The organism is Flavobacterium sp. HJ-32-4 (assembly GCF_022532105.1).
Taxonomy (GTDB): domain Bacteria; phylum Bacteroidota; class Bacteroidia; order Flavobacteriales; family Flavobacteriaceae; genus Flavobacterium.
In genome coordinates, this window is record NZ_CP092832.1 from 903,317 (window position 1) to 920,103 (window position 16,787).

Annotated in this window: 13 protein-coding genes and 1 pseudogene; 4 read left to right on the top strand and 10 right to left on the bottom strand. The window is 51.9% G+C overall.

The genetic code is table 11. The annotated features are described in order from the left end of the window. Positions 1 to 9 precede the first annotated feature (9 nt). The 4 genes from MKO97_RS03640 (at position 10) to MKO97_RS03655 (ending at position 7,398) form a co-directional block, all read left to right on the top strand. Positions 10 to 1,617 carry a sensor histidine kinase gene (locus MKO97_RS03640; RefSeq protein ID WP_241104712.1) on the top strand — a complete coding sequence of 536 codons (1,608 nt, stop codon included), beginning with the start codon at positions 10 to 12 and terminating at the stop codon, positions 1,615 to 1,617. Further along, positions 1,614 to 2,273: a LytTR family DNA-binding domain-containing protein gene (locus MKO97_RS03645; protein ID WP_241104713.1), complete on the top strand. Its 660-nt coding sequence runs from the start codon at positions 1,614 to 1,616 to the stop codon at positions 2,271 to 2,273. Before MKO97_RS03640 ends, MKO97_RS03645 begins: the two co-directional genes overlap by 4 nt. Before the next feature lie 93 nt (positions 2,274 to 2,366). Next, entirely contained in the window at positions 2,367 to 7,175 is a 4,809-nt protein-coding gene (locus MKO97_RS03650) for a LamG-like jellyroll fold domain-containing protein (protein WP_241104714.1), read from the top strand. Positions 7,176 to 7,185: 10 nt separating this feature from the next. Continuing rightward, the gene (locus MKO97_RS03655) at positions 7,186 to 7,398 is read left to right on the top strand and encodes a hypothetical protein (RefSeq protein WP_241104715.1); all 213 of its coding nucleotides are present in this window, start codon (positions 7,186 to 7,188) and stop codon (positions 7,396 to 7,398) included. On the opposite strand, the pseudogene MKO97_RS03660 reads toward MKO97_RS03655, so the two are convergent. From MKO97_RS03660 to MKO97_RS03705, 10 genes and pseudogenes are all read right to left on the bottom strand, one after another. Then, positions 7,395 to 7,682: pseudogene (locus MKO97_RS03660) on the bottom strand (hypothetical protein); the annotation flags it as partial. The gene MKO97_RS03655 and the pseudogene MKO97_RS03660 sit on opposite strands and share 4 nt — an antisense overlap. A gap of 17 nt (positions 7,683 to 7,699) precedes the next feature. Then, complete coding sequence (locus MKO97_RS03665; protein ID WP_241104716.1) at positions 7,700 to 9,274, bottom strand: T9SS type A sorting domain-containing protein; 1,575 nt, start codon at positions 9,272 to 9,274, stop codon at positions 7,700 to 7,702. 30 nt (positions 9,275 to 9,304) lie between these two features. Next, positions 9,305 to 9,709, bottom strand: a complete 405-nt coding sequence (locus MKO97_RS03670; protein WP_241104717.1) for a hypothetical protein — start codon at positions 9,707 to 9,709, stop codon at positions 9,305 to 9,307. Positions 9,710 to 10,007: 298 nt separating this feature from the next. Continuing rightward, a complete protein-coding gene (pheS, locus tag MKO97_RS03675; RefSeq protein WP_241104718.1) occupies positions 10,008 to 11,027 on the bottom strand; it encodes a phenylalanine--tRNA ligase subunit alpha in 1,020 nt (339 codons plus the stop codon). A 177-nt stretch (positions 11,028 to 11,204) separates the two neighbouring features. After that, a complete protein-coding gene (locus MKO97_RS03680) occupies positions 11,205 to 11,561 on the bottom strand; it encodes a hypothetical protein (protein ID WP_241104719.1) in 357 nt (118 codons plus the stop codon). After that, on the bottom strand, positions 11,561 to 12,385 hold the full coding sequence (locus MKO97_RS03685; RefSeq protein ID WP_241104720.1) for a hypothetical protein: 825 nt from the start codon (positions 12,383 to 12,385) through the stop codon (positions 11,561 to 11,563). The genes MKO97_RS03680 and MKO97_RS03685 overlap by 1 nt, the downstream gene beginning before the upstream one ends. A gap of 91 nt (positions 12,386 to 12,476) precedes the next feature. Then, the gene (locus tag MKO97_RS03690; RefSeq protein ID WP_241104721.1) at positions 12,477 to 13,220 is read right to left on the bottom strand and encodes a tetratricopeptide repeat protein; all 744 of its coding nucleotides are present in this window, start codon (positions 13,218 to 13,220) and stop codon (positions 12,477 to 12,479) included. Between the two features lie 12 nt (positions 13,221 to 13,232). Beyond that, positions 13,233 to 14,972 carry a BatD family protein gene (locus MKO97_RS03695; RefSeq protein ID WP_241104722.1) on the bottom strand — a complete coding sequence of 580 codons (1,740 nt, stop codon included), beginning with the start codon at positions 14,970 to 14,972 and terminating at the stop codon, positions 13,233 to 13,235. A 28-nt stretch (positions 14,973 to 15,000) separates the two neighbouring features. Then, on the bottom strand, positions 15,001 to 15,753 hold the full coding sequence (locus MKO97_RS03700) for a tetratricopeptide repeat protein (RefSeq protein WP_241104723.1): 753 nt from the start codon (positions 15,751 to 15,753) through the stop codon (positions 15,001 to 15,003). Then, complete coding sequence (locus tag MKO97_RS03705; protein ID WP_241104724.1) at positions 15,750 to 16,787, bottom strand: VWA domain-containing protein; 1,038 nt, start codon at positions 16,785 to 16,787, stop codon at positions 15,750 to 15,752. The genes MKO97_RS03700 and MKO97_RS03705 overlap by 4 nt, the downstream gene beginning before the upstream one ends.

Below are 16,787 nucleotides of genomic sequence, written 5' to 3' on the forward strand. Positions count from 1 at the left end.
GCGGTTGTGATGCATATCCCTCCTTTCTTCCGCTGCCTCACGGTTGCATTCCTGCTCGGGATATCGGCCCCTGCCGTCGCTGCCAACCCCACTCCAACACAGGCCGGTAAGGCGTCAAAATACGTCGCCCAGGCCAGGAAGCTGAAAGAACAGGAGAAACTGGACAAAGCACTCTATTGTTTGCGTGAGGCCGAAAAAATCTACCGGGCCTACGGCGATCGTGATAGTCTGGTGTATGTCAACACGGCACTGGCCGAGGTCTTTCGCTCGCTTACACTTTCCAAAGAGTCGTTGCAGTACATTGGACTGGCTTCCGCCCACGTGAACAACAAAACACCGAAAGACATCCTCGCTTTTTACTATAACAGGAGGGCGGCAATCGAAAACATGTTCGGAAGTAAAGTCAAGGCACTTGAGTTGTCGGAACGCGTTGTGCATCTTGAGCGACAGATTAAAAACAAGGAAATTGTGGTGTATAGCTACAATGAAATTGGGGCCCTTAAGGAGTTCGAGTTTGCCAAAGACCGACCCGAGCTGTATGTGGAAGATTACAAAGCCGCACTGAAGAAAGCGGAGGATTATCAGTTGCTGGCGCCCCAAATGGACATCCTGATCAATTTGGGAAGGACCTACGACCACCTCAAACAGTATGACCGGGAAATCAGCAGTTACGACCGCGGGCTTGAGATTGCCCGGCGACTGCACAGCGATTATTACCAGTACCAGTTCGAATTCAACCTGGTGACGCCGTATAAAAAAAAGGGCGACATGCAGCAGGCCTATGATCACCTGATGCAGGCGTTTATCAAAAGCAATCAGCTGAAAGACCGGGCGATGGCATCGAAGATTTCAGAGGCAGACAAGAAATACAATGTGGAAAAGAAGGAGAACGAACTCCGCATCAAGAACATTGAAATCCAAAACAACAATCGCCATTACGGCTACAGCCTCGTCATCCTGGCACTCACTTCGGTCGCCACCATCACGCTGGTGTATTTCTATCGGAAATCACGCAAGACAAACAAACGACTGAAACGGCTTTCAGCGGAAAACGAATTCCTGCTCGGAGAAGCCAACCATCGCATTAACAACAACCTACAGTTGATCATCGTGTTGCTTTCCGATGAGTTGAAGAACCTCTCAGACGACCAGGCGGCACAAATCCGCATCCTCCCCAAAATCGAGTCGATCGCGTACCTGCACCGGCATTTGTACCGCTCAACCGATAAACGGCACATTGCGCTGTCTTCCTATCTCGAAGAGATTAACGTCAATTTTTCGGAGTTGTTCAATAGCCATCAGGTGACGGTTTCGTTCGAGATCGAAGAGCGATGGGTGGATACCGATAAGGCGATGTACCTCGGACTCATCCTGACCGAGTTACTCATCAATTCGCTGAAGTATGCCTTTGGCGAACAGGTGGATAGAACAATCCAACTTCGGTGTTACACAGAGGATCGCACATTCCATTTTTCGTATTTTGACAACGGACAACAAAGTAAAGGAACGGAAGTCAAACCCAAACTGGTGCTGAAATTGTGCCGACAGATTCAGGTAACACCCAACATCGACACTACTGACGGGTTCCGCCTTGACTTCAACACGGATAAGATATGAAAGACCGCGTACGGGTATTGATTGTGGAAGATGAGGTGTTGATTGCCGACTACATCTGCGAACTCTTGCAAGAGGAAGGGTACGAACGAATCGAGTTGGCACATAACTGCGCCGACGCCCTGCGGTTGTTCGGGTCCTTCCGCCCGGATATCATCCTGATGGACATCAATATCGAAGGTCCCAATACAGGAATCGAACTGGCAGCACACCGACCGGCCGATTCGTCCCTGGTGTACGTCACTGCCCAGCAGGATTCGCATACGATTCAAAAGGCCATCAGTACCCATCCCGAGGGCTATCTTACCAAACCCATCAAAAAAGCGGATCTTATCGCTACAATGCATATACTTTCCGCCCGGAAAGGACGTGAATATGTGATTGTTCGGGACGGGCACGATGACATACGCCTGGAGGTGGCGGGCATCCTCTACGTCAAAAGCGACGATATCTACATCGACGTGGTGACCGCCCATCGCAAATACACCCTTCGAAAGTCGCTCGACGCATTCCTGCAGGAACTTGACGACCCCAATTTCCTGAAAGTACACCGCTCATATATCGTCAATAAGGCGCACATCAGCCAGAAATCGGCCCAGTATGTGGTCGTACACGATGAAAAAATCCCGGTTGCCCGGGGACGCCGTTTCGACTTATAGCCGTTCACCTACAAAAAACCGTCGTTCGCAACATTCACACGACACGAGGCCAAGCTGCAATCTACTTTTGGCACTTAAACGATTGCAAAAACTATGGCGTCACAGTTACTATCTTTTTGCGGACTGGGGACGGGCTTGCCGCGATTCCTTTTCCTCTTTGCAATGCTCGTGTCTTCGGCGACCGCGCAAACCAATACGTTTACCGGTACTTCCACCATTGGAACCACAAGCGACTTTACCCGTTCGCCACGCTTTGCCGATTTCGATAACGACGGGGATGTCGATATTGCCTTTTACTCGGATGGTACCAATTACCGACTGTACAAAAACGACGGGACCGGCCTGTTCGCCAACACCTTTACCACGTTGGTCGCAGTGACCAATATGCCCATCGAGGTGGCTGATATGGATAATGACAGTGACGTAGACCTCGTCGACTACAATGGGAAGGTGTGGGTCAACAACGGTTCAGGTAGTTTTTCGCAGTTGTCAGGCGTGACGCTGAAACAGAATGCAGGCGGCGGCATTGGGGCCATCAAGCTCATCGACTTCAACGGCGACGGCAAGAGAGATGTGGTATGGGGCAATAACGCCACCGGTGCGACGGCCCGGAATGAAGTTTGGCTGAATTCAGGAACAACGGGCGCCCCGGCCTTTACCTATACCTATGGATTTTCGGCTACAAATGGCAACAGCGCTATCGACGTGGGCGATATTGACAACGATGGCGATAATGACATTCTCTTAGGGGCAAGCGCAAACGGCACGGAGGTTTTTAAGAATAACGACGGGGTCTTCACGGCCGGAACCTTCGCCGGGACGTATTCAGCGGTTGTGAAGCTAAACGACTGGGACAAAGACGGCGACCTCGACCTGCTAACCTGGTCGACCTATAATGGTGTGGGGATGCGCGTCTTCCTCAACAATGGCAGCGGCACTTTCGGTTCGCTTTCCTACACGGCGCCCGTAATGGGTGGTTCGATTGATTATGGGGATGTAAATGGCGATGGCTATCTGGACGCATTGATTAGCAACGGAACGGGTGGTACTACCAGCCTCTTGATCAACAACGGATGCGCGCTGGTCGAACGCACCAACGTGGCCGTCCACGGTCCGCACGGTTCTTTTCTGGCCGATTTCAATGCCGATGGACGGCCAGATGTCTTCATCGCTTCCCGTTTCAACACCACGACGAACCTCAGCCAGATCTACACCAGCAGCCTGGGCAAAACGAACATCCGGACGGCGCCGGGCAACGCGCTGAATTTTGACGGTGCAAACGATTATGTTTCCGTTCCCGATGCCAACTCACTTGACCTTACCACCAACTACACGATCGAAGCCTGGATTCGACCCACCGCTTTTTCCGCCTTGGCCGGTATCGTCAGTAAAAATCAGGTAAACGGATCGGCAGGCTATACCCTCAGACTGTCCGGAACGGCGCCCTTTACGGGAATCAATTTCGACGGGCTCGAAACGGCCGCCGGAGTGCTTGAAGCCGGAAGGTGGTACCATATTGCGGCCGTGAAAAGTGGTACGACCCGAACGCTGTATGTCAACGGCATCGCGGTAACCATGACGGGCACCGCGCTCACTACAGCCGCCAACACCGACGCGTTGACGATTGGTGTCGATTATCTTGCCGCTCCCCGCTATTTCTCCGGCTCTATCGATGAGGTACGGCTGTGGGCAGCCGCGCGTTCGCTCAGCGATATTACGTCGAACAATAAAAACATCCTGAGTTGTGGCACCCAAACCGGTTTGGTGGCCTATTACAAACTCGACAATGGAACGGTGGGCGCCAACAATTCCCTCTACTTTGTTGCCAATGACTTTACCGGCGCCAATAACGGCATCCTTACCAATTTCGCCCTTACGGGTACTGGCAGTAATTGGGTTGAGAGCTATGCAATGGCAGTTCCTACGGCCACCGCTTCGACGGCGAATACCGGCGTCGGCTTTACCGCAAACTGGACCGCCCCCGCCGTTGGCCTGGTTACGAATTACCTGCTTGATGTCTCCACGTCTTCGGCCTTTACGTCTTTTGTTTCCGGCTATAATGGGCTGAGCGTAAGCGGCACATCTTATGCCGTTACGGGATTGTCCGGCAACACCACATATTACTACCGCGTTCGCGCCGATAAGAATACGCTGTCGGGGCAAGGCGCTTATTCGAACACGATTGCCGCATCTACGCTGCCGACCGCACCCGGCAACGCATTGGGCTTTGACGGCGTGAATGATTTTGTCGCCGTTTCATCACCGACGGCCATACCGATTGCCAATGCGACCTACACGATGGAGGCCTGGATGCTGCCACGAACCCTTAACTCAAACGGCAACGGCAATGGCATCATCGGATGGGGTAATTATGGCACGACCAACCAGGCCAATGCCTTCAAATACCAGAACGGGAGCCTGGCCAATTATTGGTGGGCCAATGACCTCAGTGTATCGGTCGGTAACCTGGTAGGAAGGTGGAGCCATGTGGCCTGCTCTTTTGATGGCACCACCCGCAGAATTTACCTGAACGGCGCGTTGGTCGCGTCGGATACCCCAACCGGGCATAACGTACCGAATGCGGCTAACTTCCGGGTCGGGCTTACGATCTCATCTGCGGCCCTGTTGAACAGTTTTTTCGATGGCAGTCTCGACGAAGTGCGTGTCTGGAACGTGGCCCGTACGCAGGCACAGATTCAGGCCGGTATGTACACCACCATCAGTCCGTCCAGCACCGGCCTGGTGGCTTACTACTCCTTTAACAGCGGATCGCCTGCCGGAACCAATACTGGCCTATCTACACTCGTAGACCAAACGTCGAACAACAACGCCGGCACACTGACGAATTTTGCCCTTTCGGGGAATACAAGCAACTGGCTGGAAAGCTACGCGATGGTGATTCCGACTACCACCGCCGCCACGGCTATCGGTTCCACCGGCTTCACCGTGAACTGGACAGCGCCCACGGTGGGCACGGTTACGAATTATCTTTTAGACGTATCGACCTCTTCTACGTTCGCCAGTTTTGTGCCGGGCTATAATGCGCTCGTCGTGAACGGCACCTCACAGGCCGTTACCGGATTGGCCGGCAGTACGACCTATTATTACCGCGTGCGGGCCGATAAAACAAGTGTTACCGGGCAGGGTGGCTATTCAAATGCCACCAACCTTACCACCAATCCGCTCCTGACCTGGACGGGAGCCACAAACAATGACTGGGCTATCGCTACGAACTGGTCGCCCAATCAGGTGCCCGACGGTACAGTCGACATATTGGTCGCCTCCGGAAATCCGGTATTGAATACGGCGCTCACCGTTGCAGCCAACAAAAGCCTGACCATCAGCGGAACCGGTGCGCTCACCGTTGGCCCCACCGGAGTGTTGACCGTAGCCGGAACTGTCAATTTCAATGGAAAAGATGTGACGCTCAAGTCGGATGCAACCGGAACCGCGTCGATAGGTCAGGTTACGGGAAGCCTGTTGGGCGCCACCAATGTCACCATCGAACGCTACATCCCGGCAAAGCGCGCCTGGCGGATACTGTCGGCCCCGTTGAAAGGAACGTCTAACAATGGCATTGCGGCCAACTGGCAGGGAGTGCCCACCGAGGGGCTCTTGCTTTTCAGTCCGGCGACTTACAACTCGCAAACCATGACAGGCTATACAACCGGAGGGAACGCGCCGAACATCTGGAGATACGCGGCGGGCTGGCAGGCGATTCCAAACCTGACGACCGAAAGCCTATACGGGGCCGCCGCCGCTGACACCAAACCCTTCCTCGTGTTTGTGACCGGCCCCCAGGGGAGCGCGAACATCGGGGCGGGTGCAACGGCGACCACGCTGAAGCCAAAAGGGGAGTTAGTGACGGGTGCGGTGAACTACAGCGGACTTTCCACCGGTGTTTTCCAGGTAATGGCTAACCCGTATGCCAGTGCCATTGACCCGGTAGCGCTGGCTGCCTCGAATCCGAATTTCAAGTTCTGGATGTTGGATCCTTCGCTAGGATCGCTGGGCGGCTACGTAACCTATGACGGCACGAACTGGACGCCTGTTGCGCCTGTTGGGAACGCCAGAAACATCCAAAGCGGACAAGGCTTTTTCGTGCGCTCTGCCTCCGGTACGGCCTTTACACTACAGGAAAGCCAAAAGGTGTCCGGTAGTAGCACAAATTGGTTTGAACGTAACGGTTCGGGTGTGATGACGGAAGACGCCGATAAGATTCGGATCCTGCTGTACAAACCCGACGAATCGGGTTGGAAACTGGCCGACGGAATATTGGCTGTCAATCAAGCCTCCGGGAACAACGCCCTTGACGAAGCGGATACCAATAAGATTTCGAATTTCAATGAAAGCCTGATGTTCCGCAACGGCACCACAAACCTGGCAATCGAGTACCGTGGACTGCCGGAGTTGGGGGATACACAACAAATCCGGATGACAGGTACTACAGCAGGTGCTTACCAACTGGAGGTGATAGTGGAAAACTACACCAACAGCGGCCTTCAGCCCGCCCTTGAAGATACGTTGGCCGGAACCGTAACGCCTATTCCGACCGATGGCGCCCCCTTGACGGTTCCGTTCACTGGCGTAACCGCCACTTCGGCGAACCCGGATCTTAGGTTTCGAATTGTGTACCCCACCGCATTGGGTGTTGCATTACCGCCCGCCCGCGAGATCCGTGTGTTCCCCAACCCGGTTACGGACGGCAGGCTCCAGATTGTACTAGAGGATGCCACGCCCGCGCAATATGTAATAACCAACCTGTTAGGGCAGTATGTGCAAAAAGGGGTTTTAGAAAAGGAGACAACCGTACTTCCTGTTTCGCACGTGCCTTCCGGACTTTACCTGATTACCATCACGCAAGGAAGCCTTGTGTGCACCAAGAAAATCCAAATACAGTAGCATTTTACCGATGAAGACAGTTTGTAAAGTTCAATGGCTCGTTGCCTTGCTGATGGCGTCGGCCCCCATGTGGGCACAGGACGAGGAGGACCCTGGCTTTCCTACAGGGGGTGACCCCGGTGCGCCGATAGACGGCTACGTGGTGCCGTTTGCTATCGTGGCAGTGCTACTGGCATTTTATGTCTACAAAGCCTGGGAAGGAAGCGACAAAAAGGCGTTTTAGCGAACGATCACGCCTTCTTTGAATAAAATCGGAACTTCCTCCATCGCGTCTTCAGAGAGCGAATTAGCCCTGAAGATATACTGTTTATCGTAGAGCGTGCTGCCGATGAAATACGTCAGCATGAACTCGTTGTTCAATGCGAGTACGCTTTTTTCAATCATTTCGATCTTGACGGCCGAAACAGCGGGCATCTCCACAAGCGCATGACGTAACATTGAGGTTTTGCGCATCTCACCGGCGATGGTTCCGAAGTCTTTCGATACGACCATGATATCGTGAAGGTGATTAATGGTAAGAGAAACTATTTTTTAAGAACCTTCAAGGTAACATCCTTGTCCTCGGTGCTGATAGTCAAAAAATAAAGTCCTGCCGATAAATTAGATACTTCAATTGGCGAAACAGGTCCTTTTTTTACGTACACCAAATTTCCATACACATCTTGAATCGATATACCTGTAACTAGGAGCTGGTTCTGGTTTTGTATAAAAAGTTCACTGCCAACCGGATTCGGGAACAGCTTAAATCCATCATTTTTGGAAATATCCGCTACGTCAAGGGAGGGTGTGGTAGGATTGTCGTAAAGGCGCATCATTGCAAACGCAAATCCAAATGCTGAGTATTGGTTATTGGTTCGTCCGGCTGTGACGACTCTTCCGTCTGCATGGCGATAATAGGCCATGGTGTAGTCTTCGTTGTTTACGACGGGCGGCACAGCGTAGGTAAAGTTTCCCGTTCCGTTAAAAGTGAGGTCGGGTGTTCCGTCGGCGTTTTTTTTCAACAGAGTTGCCTTCCGGCTGCAGATAGTCGATCCAGACCACGTGCTACACGAGTACATACCGGTTAAGAACGTTTTCCCAGAACTATCTATAGAATAGTCGCAATATTGATCAGGAACTGAAGATAAGAACTGGGTGACGAAAACGTCGGTTGAGGGATTGTATTTTGCAATATATGCCCCTGCAAAACCCTGGCATCCCTGCGTGAAATATAGGTAGTAGTTGCCATCGTCGCCGATAACGCCACGTTTTACCGTCCGGCTACACAACATTGATGAAGGTGCCAACTCGAATAGTTTCTTTCCGTTGCTACCATAAGAAGAGATTGGGTTTCCAGCTAAATCTGTTTTTAGTAGCACGGCATACTTCACACCCCCTACTATATTCGGACCAAAAACGGATGCGCCCATTATCAGAAGCTCTCCCCCCTGGAGAAATATACTGGCCGCAGAAGATGTTTCGGGGTTATTCAGGGGATACGTCCGGTAACCGGTCGAATTGAAAGACGTATCGAGTGTACCCGACGGAGTGATTTTGCAAACAAGCATAGTTTTGTTACTATATCCCGCGCCATACAACTCACCCGTATCTGTTATCAACAGGTCTTTGATACCCTCATCCGTATATCCGAAGTCGAGATTTGCTTTTCCATTCGTGCCAAACGTAGGGTCCGGAACGCCAGCCAATGAAATCTTCACAACAAAAGCTTTTTCCTGTGTAGATGTGCCAATTTTCGTCGCCCCGAACAAATACAGGAAGCCGTTATGTAGTTTAGCGTACTTAACGTAGTCGTTTTGCCCTGTTGAGTTGAAGTAGTATGTTCCACCCGATCCGAACGCGGTGTTTACGGATCCGTCGAAGTTGCGGCTACATACTCCGTTGGTTTCGAGGGCCACATAATAGTGATCATTTTCATAGAAAAGGCGCAGCGGATCCTGGGAAATGTTGGTGCTGGCGGCAATGCCATTTGTGCCAAATGTCGTGTCAAAGGTAACCTGCGCGGATGTTGGGAAGATGATAAACGATAGCAATAACGCAAATAAGACTCGCATAAGCTGACGATAGATTCCTGATTTTTGTAAAGTTACAAAAAAACGCACTGATTTAGGAAAAGGGATGCGCCGGGACTATTAGGCGATTACCCCCTCCTTCAACAGTACAGGGACCTGTTGCATAAGCGGTTTTTCAGAAAAGTTTGCTTTGAAAATGTACTTTTTATCGTAAAGTATATTACCAATGAAATACGTCAGCATGAACTCGTTGTTCAATGCGAGTACGCTTTTTTCAATCATTTCGATCTTGACGGCCGATACCGCCGGCATCTCCACCAGCGCATGGCGCAACATCGAGGTCTTGCGCATCTCACCGGCAATAGTGCCGAACGCCTTTGAGACGACCATGATGTCGTGGAGGTCGTCGTCAGAGTCGTTGATGAGGTAGACGTTCCAGACTTTGTCCATGAAATCGTCGCTCCATTCCGGTAGGGCGGCCATGAAGACGTTTTTAACTTCGGGGATGGTGATGTCTTTTTGCATAGTAAGTTCGGAAGTTGGGAAGTTCGGGAGTTCGGAAGACCTGTTTTGGAAGTTCTACCTACAAGGTTTCCAAAACCTTGTAGGTCTTTTAGTAGCGGTTATGGGAGTTCTATCGTTCGGAAGAGGAACTAGTGATGGGAAGGATTTCGCCTAGCCCGGATGGAAGCGGCAGCCCCTGATGACGGAAGGCTGGTGGGGCCGGATGCCGGGCGCGACCAGCGGAAGCGTTTGGCAACCGACGCCACACCGCCTGATCGACGAAGGGCTATAGCGGACAGCCGGATCAGCTTCCTACAACCTAAATTCCCGCCTTGAACTGCTCGAGGAAACGGACATCGTTTTCATAGAACATCCGGATGTCTCCGATTTGGTAGAGCAGCATCGCGATGCGTTCGATGCCCATGCCGAAGGCGAAACCGGTGTATTCGTCGGGGTTGATGCCGCAGTTTTTCAGTACGTTCGGATCGACCATGCCGCAGCCCATGATTTCGAGCCAGCCGGTTCCTTTGGTGATGCGGTAGTCGGTTTCGGTCTTGAGTCCCCAATAAATATCCACTTCCGCACTCGGCTCGGTGAACGGGAAGTACGACGGGCGCAGGCGGATCTTCGACTTGCCGAACATTTCTTTTGTGAAATAGAGCAGTGTTTGCTTGAGGTCGGCGAACGACACATCTTTGTCTATGTAAAGTCCTTCGACCTGGTGGAAAATGCAGTGCGAACGGCTGGAGATGGCTTCGTTGCGGAACACGCGACCCGGACTGATGGTGCGGATCGGTGGTTTGTGGGCCTCCATGTAACGGACCTGCACCGATGAGGTGTGCGTGCGCAGCAACACGTCGGGATTGGTCTGGATGAAGAACGTATCCTGCATGTCGCGCGCCGGGTGGTATTCCGGCAGGTTGAGCGCGGTGAAGTTGTGCCAGTCGTCTTCGATTTCAGGTCCTTCTGAGACGTTGAAGCCGATATTCGAAAAGACATCGATGATTTGGTTTTTGACCAGCGAAATCGGATGGCGGGAGCCGATGGCCACGGGCTCGCCCGGACGGGTGAGGTCGCCATAGATGCCTTTCGCCTCTTCTTTGCTTTCGAGGGCTTCCTGCAGTTCCTTCAGTTTTTCCTCTGCGGCATTTTTCAGGGTATTGATGACCTGTCCGAAGTCTTTTTTCTGGTCGTTCGGGATGTTCCGGAATTCATTGAAAAGGTCTTTCAGAATGCCTTTGCTTCCGAGGAATTTGATACGGAAGGCCTCCAACTCGTCTTTCTTTTGGGTGGAGAACGACTGTGCTTCTGCGATGTATTCTTTAATCTTGTCGATCATCTTGGGCGATTGAGAGTGCAAATTTAGGGAAAAGAACGGAGAAGTTCGGAAGATGGGGAGATCGGAAGTTGGGAAGATCGGAAGATCGGAAGACCGGAAGTCCGAAAGTCCGGAAGTGTTGTACCTGCTAGGTTTCCAAAACCTTGTAGGTCTTATTTTACGGTCGCGTCGGGCTGATTAGGAAATATACTCCCGTTCCAGGAAATACTGCACAATGGCTTCTTTCATTAAAACGGCCTGCTCGCCGGCGCGCAGCGGCGGTAGTTCTTCTTTGATTTTGTAGTGCGGCCAGCCATCGCGGTCGAAGAAGTCGAATTCGTAATAGCCGTAGGGCTCGAGTAACCGACAGATGGCGATGTGCATGAGGTTGACCTTTTCGTCTTTTTTGAACTCGCGGTGCAATTGGCCGAGTTCCTGCAGGCCGATGAGGTAAATAATGCCGTCAAGATCGAGGGGTTCGCCATCGGCAAACTGGGCCGATAGTTTCTGTACGACGGTTTCCCATCGCTGTTTCAGTTGTTCGTCGCGCGACATTAGTTTTCGATGTACTCGAAATTCCGTTCGGTTTCAACGTAATCGTCCGTCACGTTTTTCTTGCGGATTTTCGTGGCGCGGCCTAAGGCATCTGTGGTGATGGCGTAGGTATATTTCTCCGTTGCTTCCGGACTTTCAATAGGGTAGAAGAGGTCTTCTGACGTAACATTATTGAAGTTCAACGGGTTCGTCATATCGAACTGCATGAAAAACTTCTGAAGGTTCGGATTGAGGAAACGATACGGATTCGCGTCATCATCGAAACCATAGACGGTTTTGCCAACTAAGACGTCAGTACCGACAAAGGCGGTGTCAGTGCGTTCTGCAATATTGTCGCCTGCATACGTCAGCATTGATGAAATTTGCGTCTTCCAGCCGTTTTCGACCAGTGTCTTGTATTCGATTTTGGTGAGCACGTCGTCAGTGTAGGTAAACTCTGATTTCGCCGGGTTATCATTGTCGTAAGAAACGATCTGCACCAATTGCCCGTCGTCGTTGTAATGGAACAGGGCGGTAAACTGGAGTTCTTCACCCACCATATAATCGGCAGAGGTCACTTTGGTGTCGTTTGCGTAATGGAACTTGATGGTGTATTCTCCCGTGGCAACCTCCGCAAGACGCCCCACACGGTATACGAAGCTAGTTTCAAGTTCGACGGTGTCGGTTTCGGAGAATTGGCTTTCCTTTATTTTGGAAAGATGGAACGCCCCGGTTGGAGGCGGTGGATCGATCGGATTGTTGTTGCTGCTGCTGACGGTTTCATCACACGAAAACAGGCAGGTGGCGATTACCGACAGGAATACGAAGCGAAGCAACTTGGCCATCTCTTTTCAAAGGTTTTTGCAAAAATAGCAAAAGCACCTTCATGGCGACGGACTTAATTGAAAATAATAGGCTTTTAACACCTGAGGGTGTTTATTTTATCTCCCGTATCGCCGTCGCCGGAATCCAACCCTCCGTATCGTCCGGGAGTTGCACTTTACGCCAGCGGTCAAGGGTTTCCAAAACCCGCACTTTCGCACCTTCATGCAAAACGAACGCGTCGGGGGCCTCTTGTTTGGGTTCCGCTTTCGCTGACACTACTTCCGCAAAGACGATGGCAGGGCGGTCGCGCCGATATACATCACGACCGAAATACGCCGAGAAACAGGCAACCAGCAAAAGCAACAAAGACGCCAGCATGCCTGAGAAGAAAAGACGTTTCCGAAGCGGCGTGGAAGCAAGGTAATAACCCACGAAAAACCCGGCAAACACAAACGCTGCCACTACGGCAATCCAGGCCCAGCTTTCGTAGTGGTAAAGTCCGGCCAGGTCAGTGGTGATTTTCTCGAACCCTACCTTTGGTTTTTCGCGCACATCGTCGATGGCCAATTTTCGCGCAAATTCCAGGTTGCCCTTGATGTCTTTGTCATGAGGCGCCAGTAATAACGCTTTCTCGAAGTTATAGATGGAAAGTGCTACTTTGTGTTGTTTGTAATAGGCATTGCCCAGGTTGTAATAGAGTTCAGCCGAGTGCTTCCCGCCCCGCAGGATCCGCTCATAGGTGTCGGCAGCGGCGGCATAATCGCCTTTTTGGTAGTAGGCATTGCCGCGTTCGAACGCGCCCTGCGCTGAGGCAAAGACCGACAAAAACAGGAAAAAAACCACCAGTCGTTTCATCTTCTAACGTGTTTAGATCTGTTTGCTGAGTTCGGTGAGCAGTTGTGCGGCCAGGTCGTAATCCTGTTGCATGCGGCCGTCGGTTGACGGGGCGTATCGGGCAAAGTCGCAATTCTCCATCAGTTCCAGGAAGCGGTTGACCGTCGTAGGGTCGGCCTTGCGGTCAAGCAGGATCTCCCGTATCTTGTCTTTGCTCATCTCCGATGTTTCAATGTGCAGTTTCGCCTTCAGGAAATTGTGCATCGCCTTCTCAAGTGCGACATAGAACGCTTCTTTCTGTCCTAATTGTTTGCGGGCCTGGCCCAGGTAGCGACGGGCCAATTGGCTGGCGGCGCGTGATTTCTTACCGGCCACATCGCGGTCGAGGGCTTCACGGCGGCGCATGACGAGCAGGAAAAATGGCAGCAAGGCAAACGGAATTCCCACAAGGGAATAGAAGGTGCCCGAGCCAAAGAAATCGACATGCCGGATGGGCGTCAGTTTCGTCTTCCGCTTGATAAACTGGAACTGTTGCGACGTCGCGACCGTTTGCTTCTGTGGCGAGTTGGCCGCAACGGCCGCCTGTTCCGGTCCGCCAATCACACGGATCATGATTTCCTGCGTCGTGATCGTCTTATAGCGTCCGCTAGAAAGGTCAAAATACGAGAACCGCATCGGCTTGATGGGGTAATTCCCTTTGTATTGCGGGATGATGGTGTATTTGTCGGCAATCGATCCTGTCATTCCCGAAAGTGGCGTCGACACCTTTTCATCGTGCACCGGATCATACATCTCAAGGGCATTCGGCACTATTGGTTTTGGCAGGTCGAACAGTTTGAGGTTGCCTTTTCCGCTGACTTTGACCACCAGGTCGAGGCTTTCGCCGTTTTTCACCGTCGAGCGGGAAGGGGTAGCCGTAAAGGTAAAATCACCCACGGCTCCGGTGAAGTCAATCGGTTTTCCGGCTTCTGGCAGCGACTTGACGTTAATGACCTTGGTACCGGTGGTTACGCGTTTGTTGACTTCCTGCATCTGCACGCCCCAGAAGGTGCGGCGGTTGGTCGGTAACACCAGGTCAAAGTCGAGCGACAGCGGTTCAATGGTCAAACGACCCGATTTCTGTGGGTAGAGCACGGTTTTGCGCAATACCACCATACGGGTGCGTTCGCCGTTATAGGTGGTTTCCACAACCTGCGGGTTCTTGACATCGATGTTCTGGCTCCAGAAGTCGTTGTATTTGGGTTTCTCAACTTCATGCCAGGCGCGGATTTCCGCGTTATAGCCGAGATAGAGTTTGTATTCGACGGTAATCGGTTCGTTCAGATACGGACTGCTTTTCGATACGTCGGCCACCAACTGGAGGTCGTCATACCCAATGAGCTGCGGCGCATACGGATCTTTCGGAACTGGAATTGCATCGGTAATCGTCACCTTTATCGGTGACGTTTTGTAAATCTGTCCGTTGATTTCGATGCTCGCCTGACGGATGGTCAGCGTTCCTTTTTGCAGCGGCGTCAGCACATACGAATACGATTTGTTGAACGACCCGCGGCCGTTGACCCACATTTGCTGTACCGACTGGAAAGGGCCCGAGAATACCCGGAAGCCTTCAAACGCGGGTGGCGTGAAGTTGTCGCCGTCAGCGTTGACGGTAAAGGTCACCGTCAGCCGTTCGTTGACGCCGAGTTTGGCTTTGCTCGCCTTGGCTTCGAACTGCACCTGTGCCGATACGGCCTGGCAACAGAGCAGGAAGAGAAAGAGGAGTCGTTTCATGGCGGTCATCTGCATGGTTCCTTATGTGTTACCAATCTTTTTCAGGTTGAACTGGTTGGGCTTTTGCCTTCTCCTTAACTTTATCCTGTACCTTTTTTTCTTCGTTGTTGATCGCGTTCAGGATGTTGTCGATACGTTGCTTCGAAGCACCCTGCGGACGCGGTTGCGGCTTAGGCTGGTCGCCCTGGCCTTTGTCTTTTTGCTGGTCACCCTGCTTTTTCTGCTGGTCTTTGTTTTGGTCGCCCTGGTCTTTTTTGTCCTGCTTGTCCTGCTGGTTCTTTTGCTGTTGGTTTTGCTTTTGCTGGTCCTTGTTCTGGTCTTTCTTGTTGTCTTTACCACCTCCGTTCTTAGGCGGGTTGTTTTTCAGGTAAAGCCGCGCAAGGGCATAGTTATAGCGGGTCTGTTCGTCGGCCGGGTTGTTGACCAGTGCCATTTTGTAGGCATTGACCGCAGCTTCATAATTCTTCAGCTTCATATAGACGTTCCCCAGGTTGTGATACGCTTTGTGCTTTTGGGTATAGGTCTTGGCTTCTTTTATTGCTTTCGTATACACATAACCGGCTTCCTCCGGAAGGTTCAGTGTATAGATGGTGTTGCCGAGGTTATAGGTGGCAGGTGCCTTTCCTGGGGCTACATTCTGCGAAAGACGGTATTCGACTTCCGCGTCGGCATACTGCTTACCGGCCAACGCCTCATTCCCTTTCGCGAGATGGCGGTCTTTCTTCTGGGCTACGACGCAAACAGAAACGAATAACAGGCAATATGTGAGCAGCGTTCTCATCCTTTGTCGTTAAAGAGGTTTAGTCGGCGGATCCACGCGGTTTTTTTCTCAAGAAGCAAAAGGTCAAGGCACAACAGGAAGACGCCGAACCCTAAGAACCACTGGAATTGCGAAGCGAAGTCGGTAAACTGTTGCGCTTCAAAATCCGATTTTTCAATGTTATCGAGTGTTTTCTTGACATATTCTACCACTTCCCGGGTGTTGTTCCCGTCCACATAGCCGCCTTTGGTCGCTTTGGCGATTTCCCGCAGCGATTCGTTGTTGCGCTTGGTGACAACGGTCTGTCCCTGCCGGTCTTCCTGGAACCGGACGCCGCCGTTTTCCCGAAGCGGGATGCGTCCTCCGGCCTCGGTTCCGACACCCACCGTGATGATTTTTACGCCGTTTTTGGTTGCCTCTTCGATGGCCTCATCCGAGTCTTCCCCATGGTCTTCCCCATCCGACACCATGATCACGAGTTTGCTCACGTCTTTGTCGGTGTCCTTGAAGATGTCGTTTGCTTTCTGCACCGCGTCCTGCAACGATGTACCCTGCGAGGACACCATGGTATAATCAAGGCTTTCGAGGTACATTTTCGCTACGCCGTAGTCCGTCGTAATCGGCAATACCTGGTAGGCGCTTCCGGCGTAGGCAACGATACCGATGCGATCGGCCGCCAGGTTGTTGATGATTTGCGAAACGATCTGCCGGGCTTTCTTCAGACGGCTCGGCGCCACATCCTCACACAACATACTTTTCGAAACGTCGACCGCGAACACGATGTCGATTCCCTGCCGTTTGACCGTTTCCGTCTTCATACCGATTTTCGGGTTGACGAGTCCAATAGCGATACAGGCGAGTGCCAACACCAGTACGCCCATTTTCAGCGCACTTTTGAAGTCAGAGCGTTCGGGTGCCAGTTGGCGAAACAGGGACGCATCACCGAACTCGTGTTGCCGGCGTTTCTTCCAATACAAAGTATAAAGGAATAGCAGCACCAGCACCGGAACGGCGAGCAGCAACCACAAGTATTTCTTTTCATCCAATTCCCACAT

Excerpts from the sequence above, each read along its gene's own strand:
- MKO97_RS03690 (WP_241104721.1), bottom strand. The coding sequence starts at position 13,220 with ATGAAACGACTGGTGGTTTTTTTCCTGTTTTTGTCGGTCTTTGCCTCA.
- MKO97_RS03655 (WP_241104715.1), top strand. The coding sequence starts at position 7,186 with ATGAAGACAGTTTGTAAAGTTCAATGGCTCGTTGCCTTGCTGATGGCG.
- pheS (WP_241104718.1), bottom strand. The coding sequence starts at position 11,027 with ATGATCGACAAGATTAAAGAATACATCGCAGAAGCACAGTCGTTCTCC.
- MKO97_RS03680 (WP_241104719.1), bottom strand. The coding sequence starts at position 11,561 with ATGTCGCGCGACGAACAACTGAAACAGCGATGGGAAACCGTCGTACAG.
- MKO97_RS03650 (WP_241104714.1), top strand. The coding sequence starts at position 2,367 with ATGGCGTCACAGTTACTATCTTTTTGCGGACTGGGGACGGGCTTGCCG.
- MKO97_RS03685 (WP_241104720.1), bottom strand. The coding sequence starts at position 12,385 with ATGGCCAAGTTGCTTCGCTTCGTATTCCTGTCGGTAATCGCCACCTGC.
- MKO97_RS03705 (WP_241104724.1), bottom strand. The coding sequence starts at position 16,787 with ATGTGGGAATTGGATGAAAAGAAATACTTGTGGTTGCTGCTCGCCGTT.
- MKO97_RS03670 (WP_241104717.1), bottom strand. The coding sequence starts at position 9,709 with ATGCAAAAAGACATCACCATCCCCGAAGTTAAAAACGTCTTCATGGCC.
- MKO97_RS03700 (WP_241104723.1), bottom strand. The coding sequence starts at position 15,753 with ATGAGAACGCTGCTCACATATTGCCTGTTATTCGTTTCTGTTTGCGTC.
- MKO97_RS03645 (WP_241104713.1), top strand. The coding sequence starts at position 1,614 with ATGAAAGACCGCGTACGGGTATTGATTGTGGAAGATGAGGTGTTGATT.
- MKO97_RS03695 (WP_241104722.1), bottom strand. The coding sequence starts at position 14,972 with ATGAAACGACTCCTCTTTCTCTTCCTGCTCTGTTGCCAGGCCGTATCG.
- MKO97_RS03640 (WP_241104712.1), top strand. The coding sequence starts at position 10 with ATGCATATCCCTCCTTTCTTCCGCTGCCTCACGGTTGCATTCCTGCTC.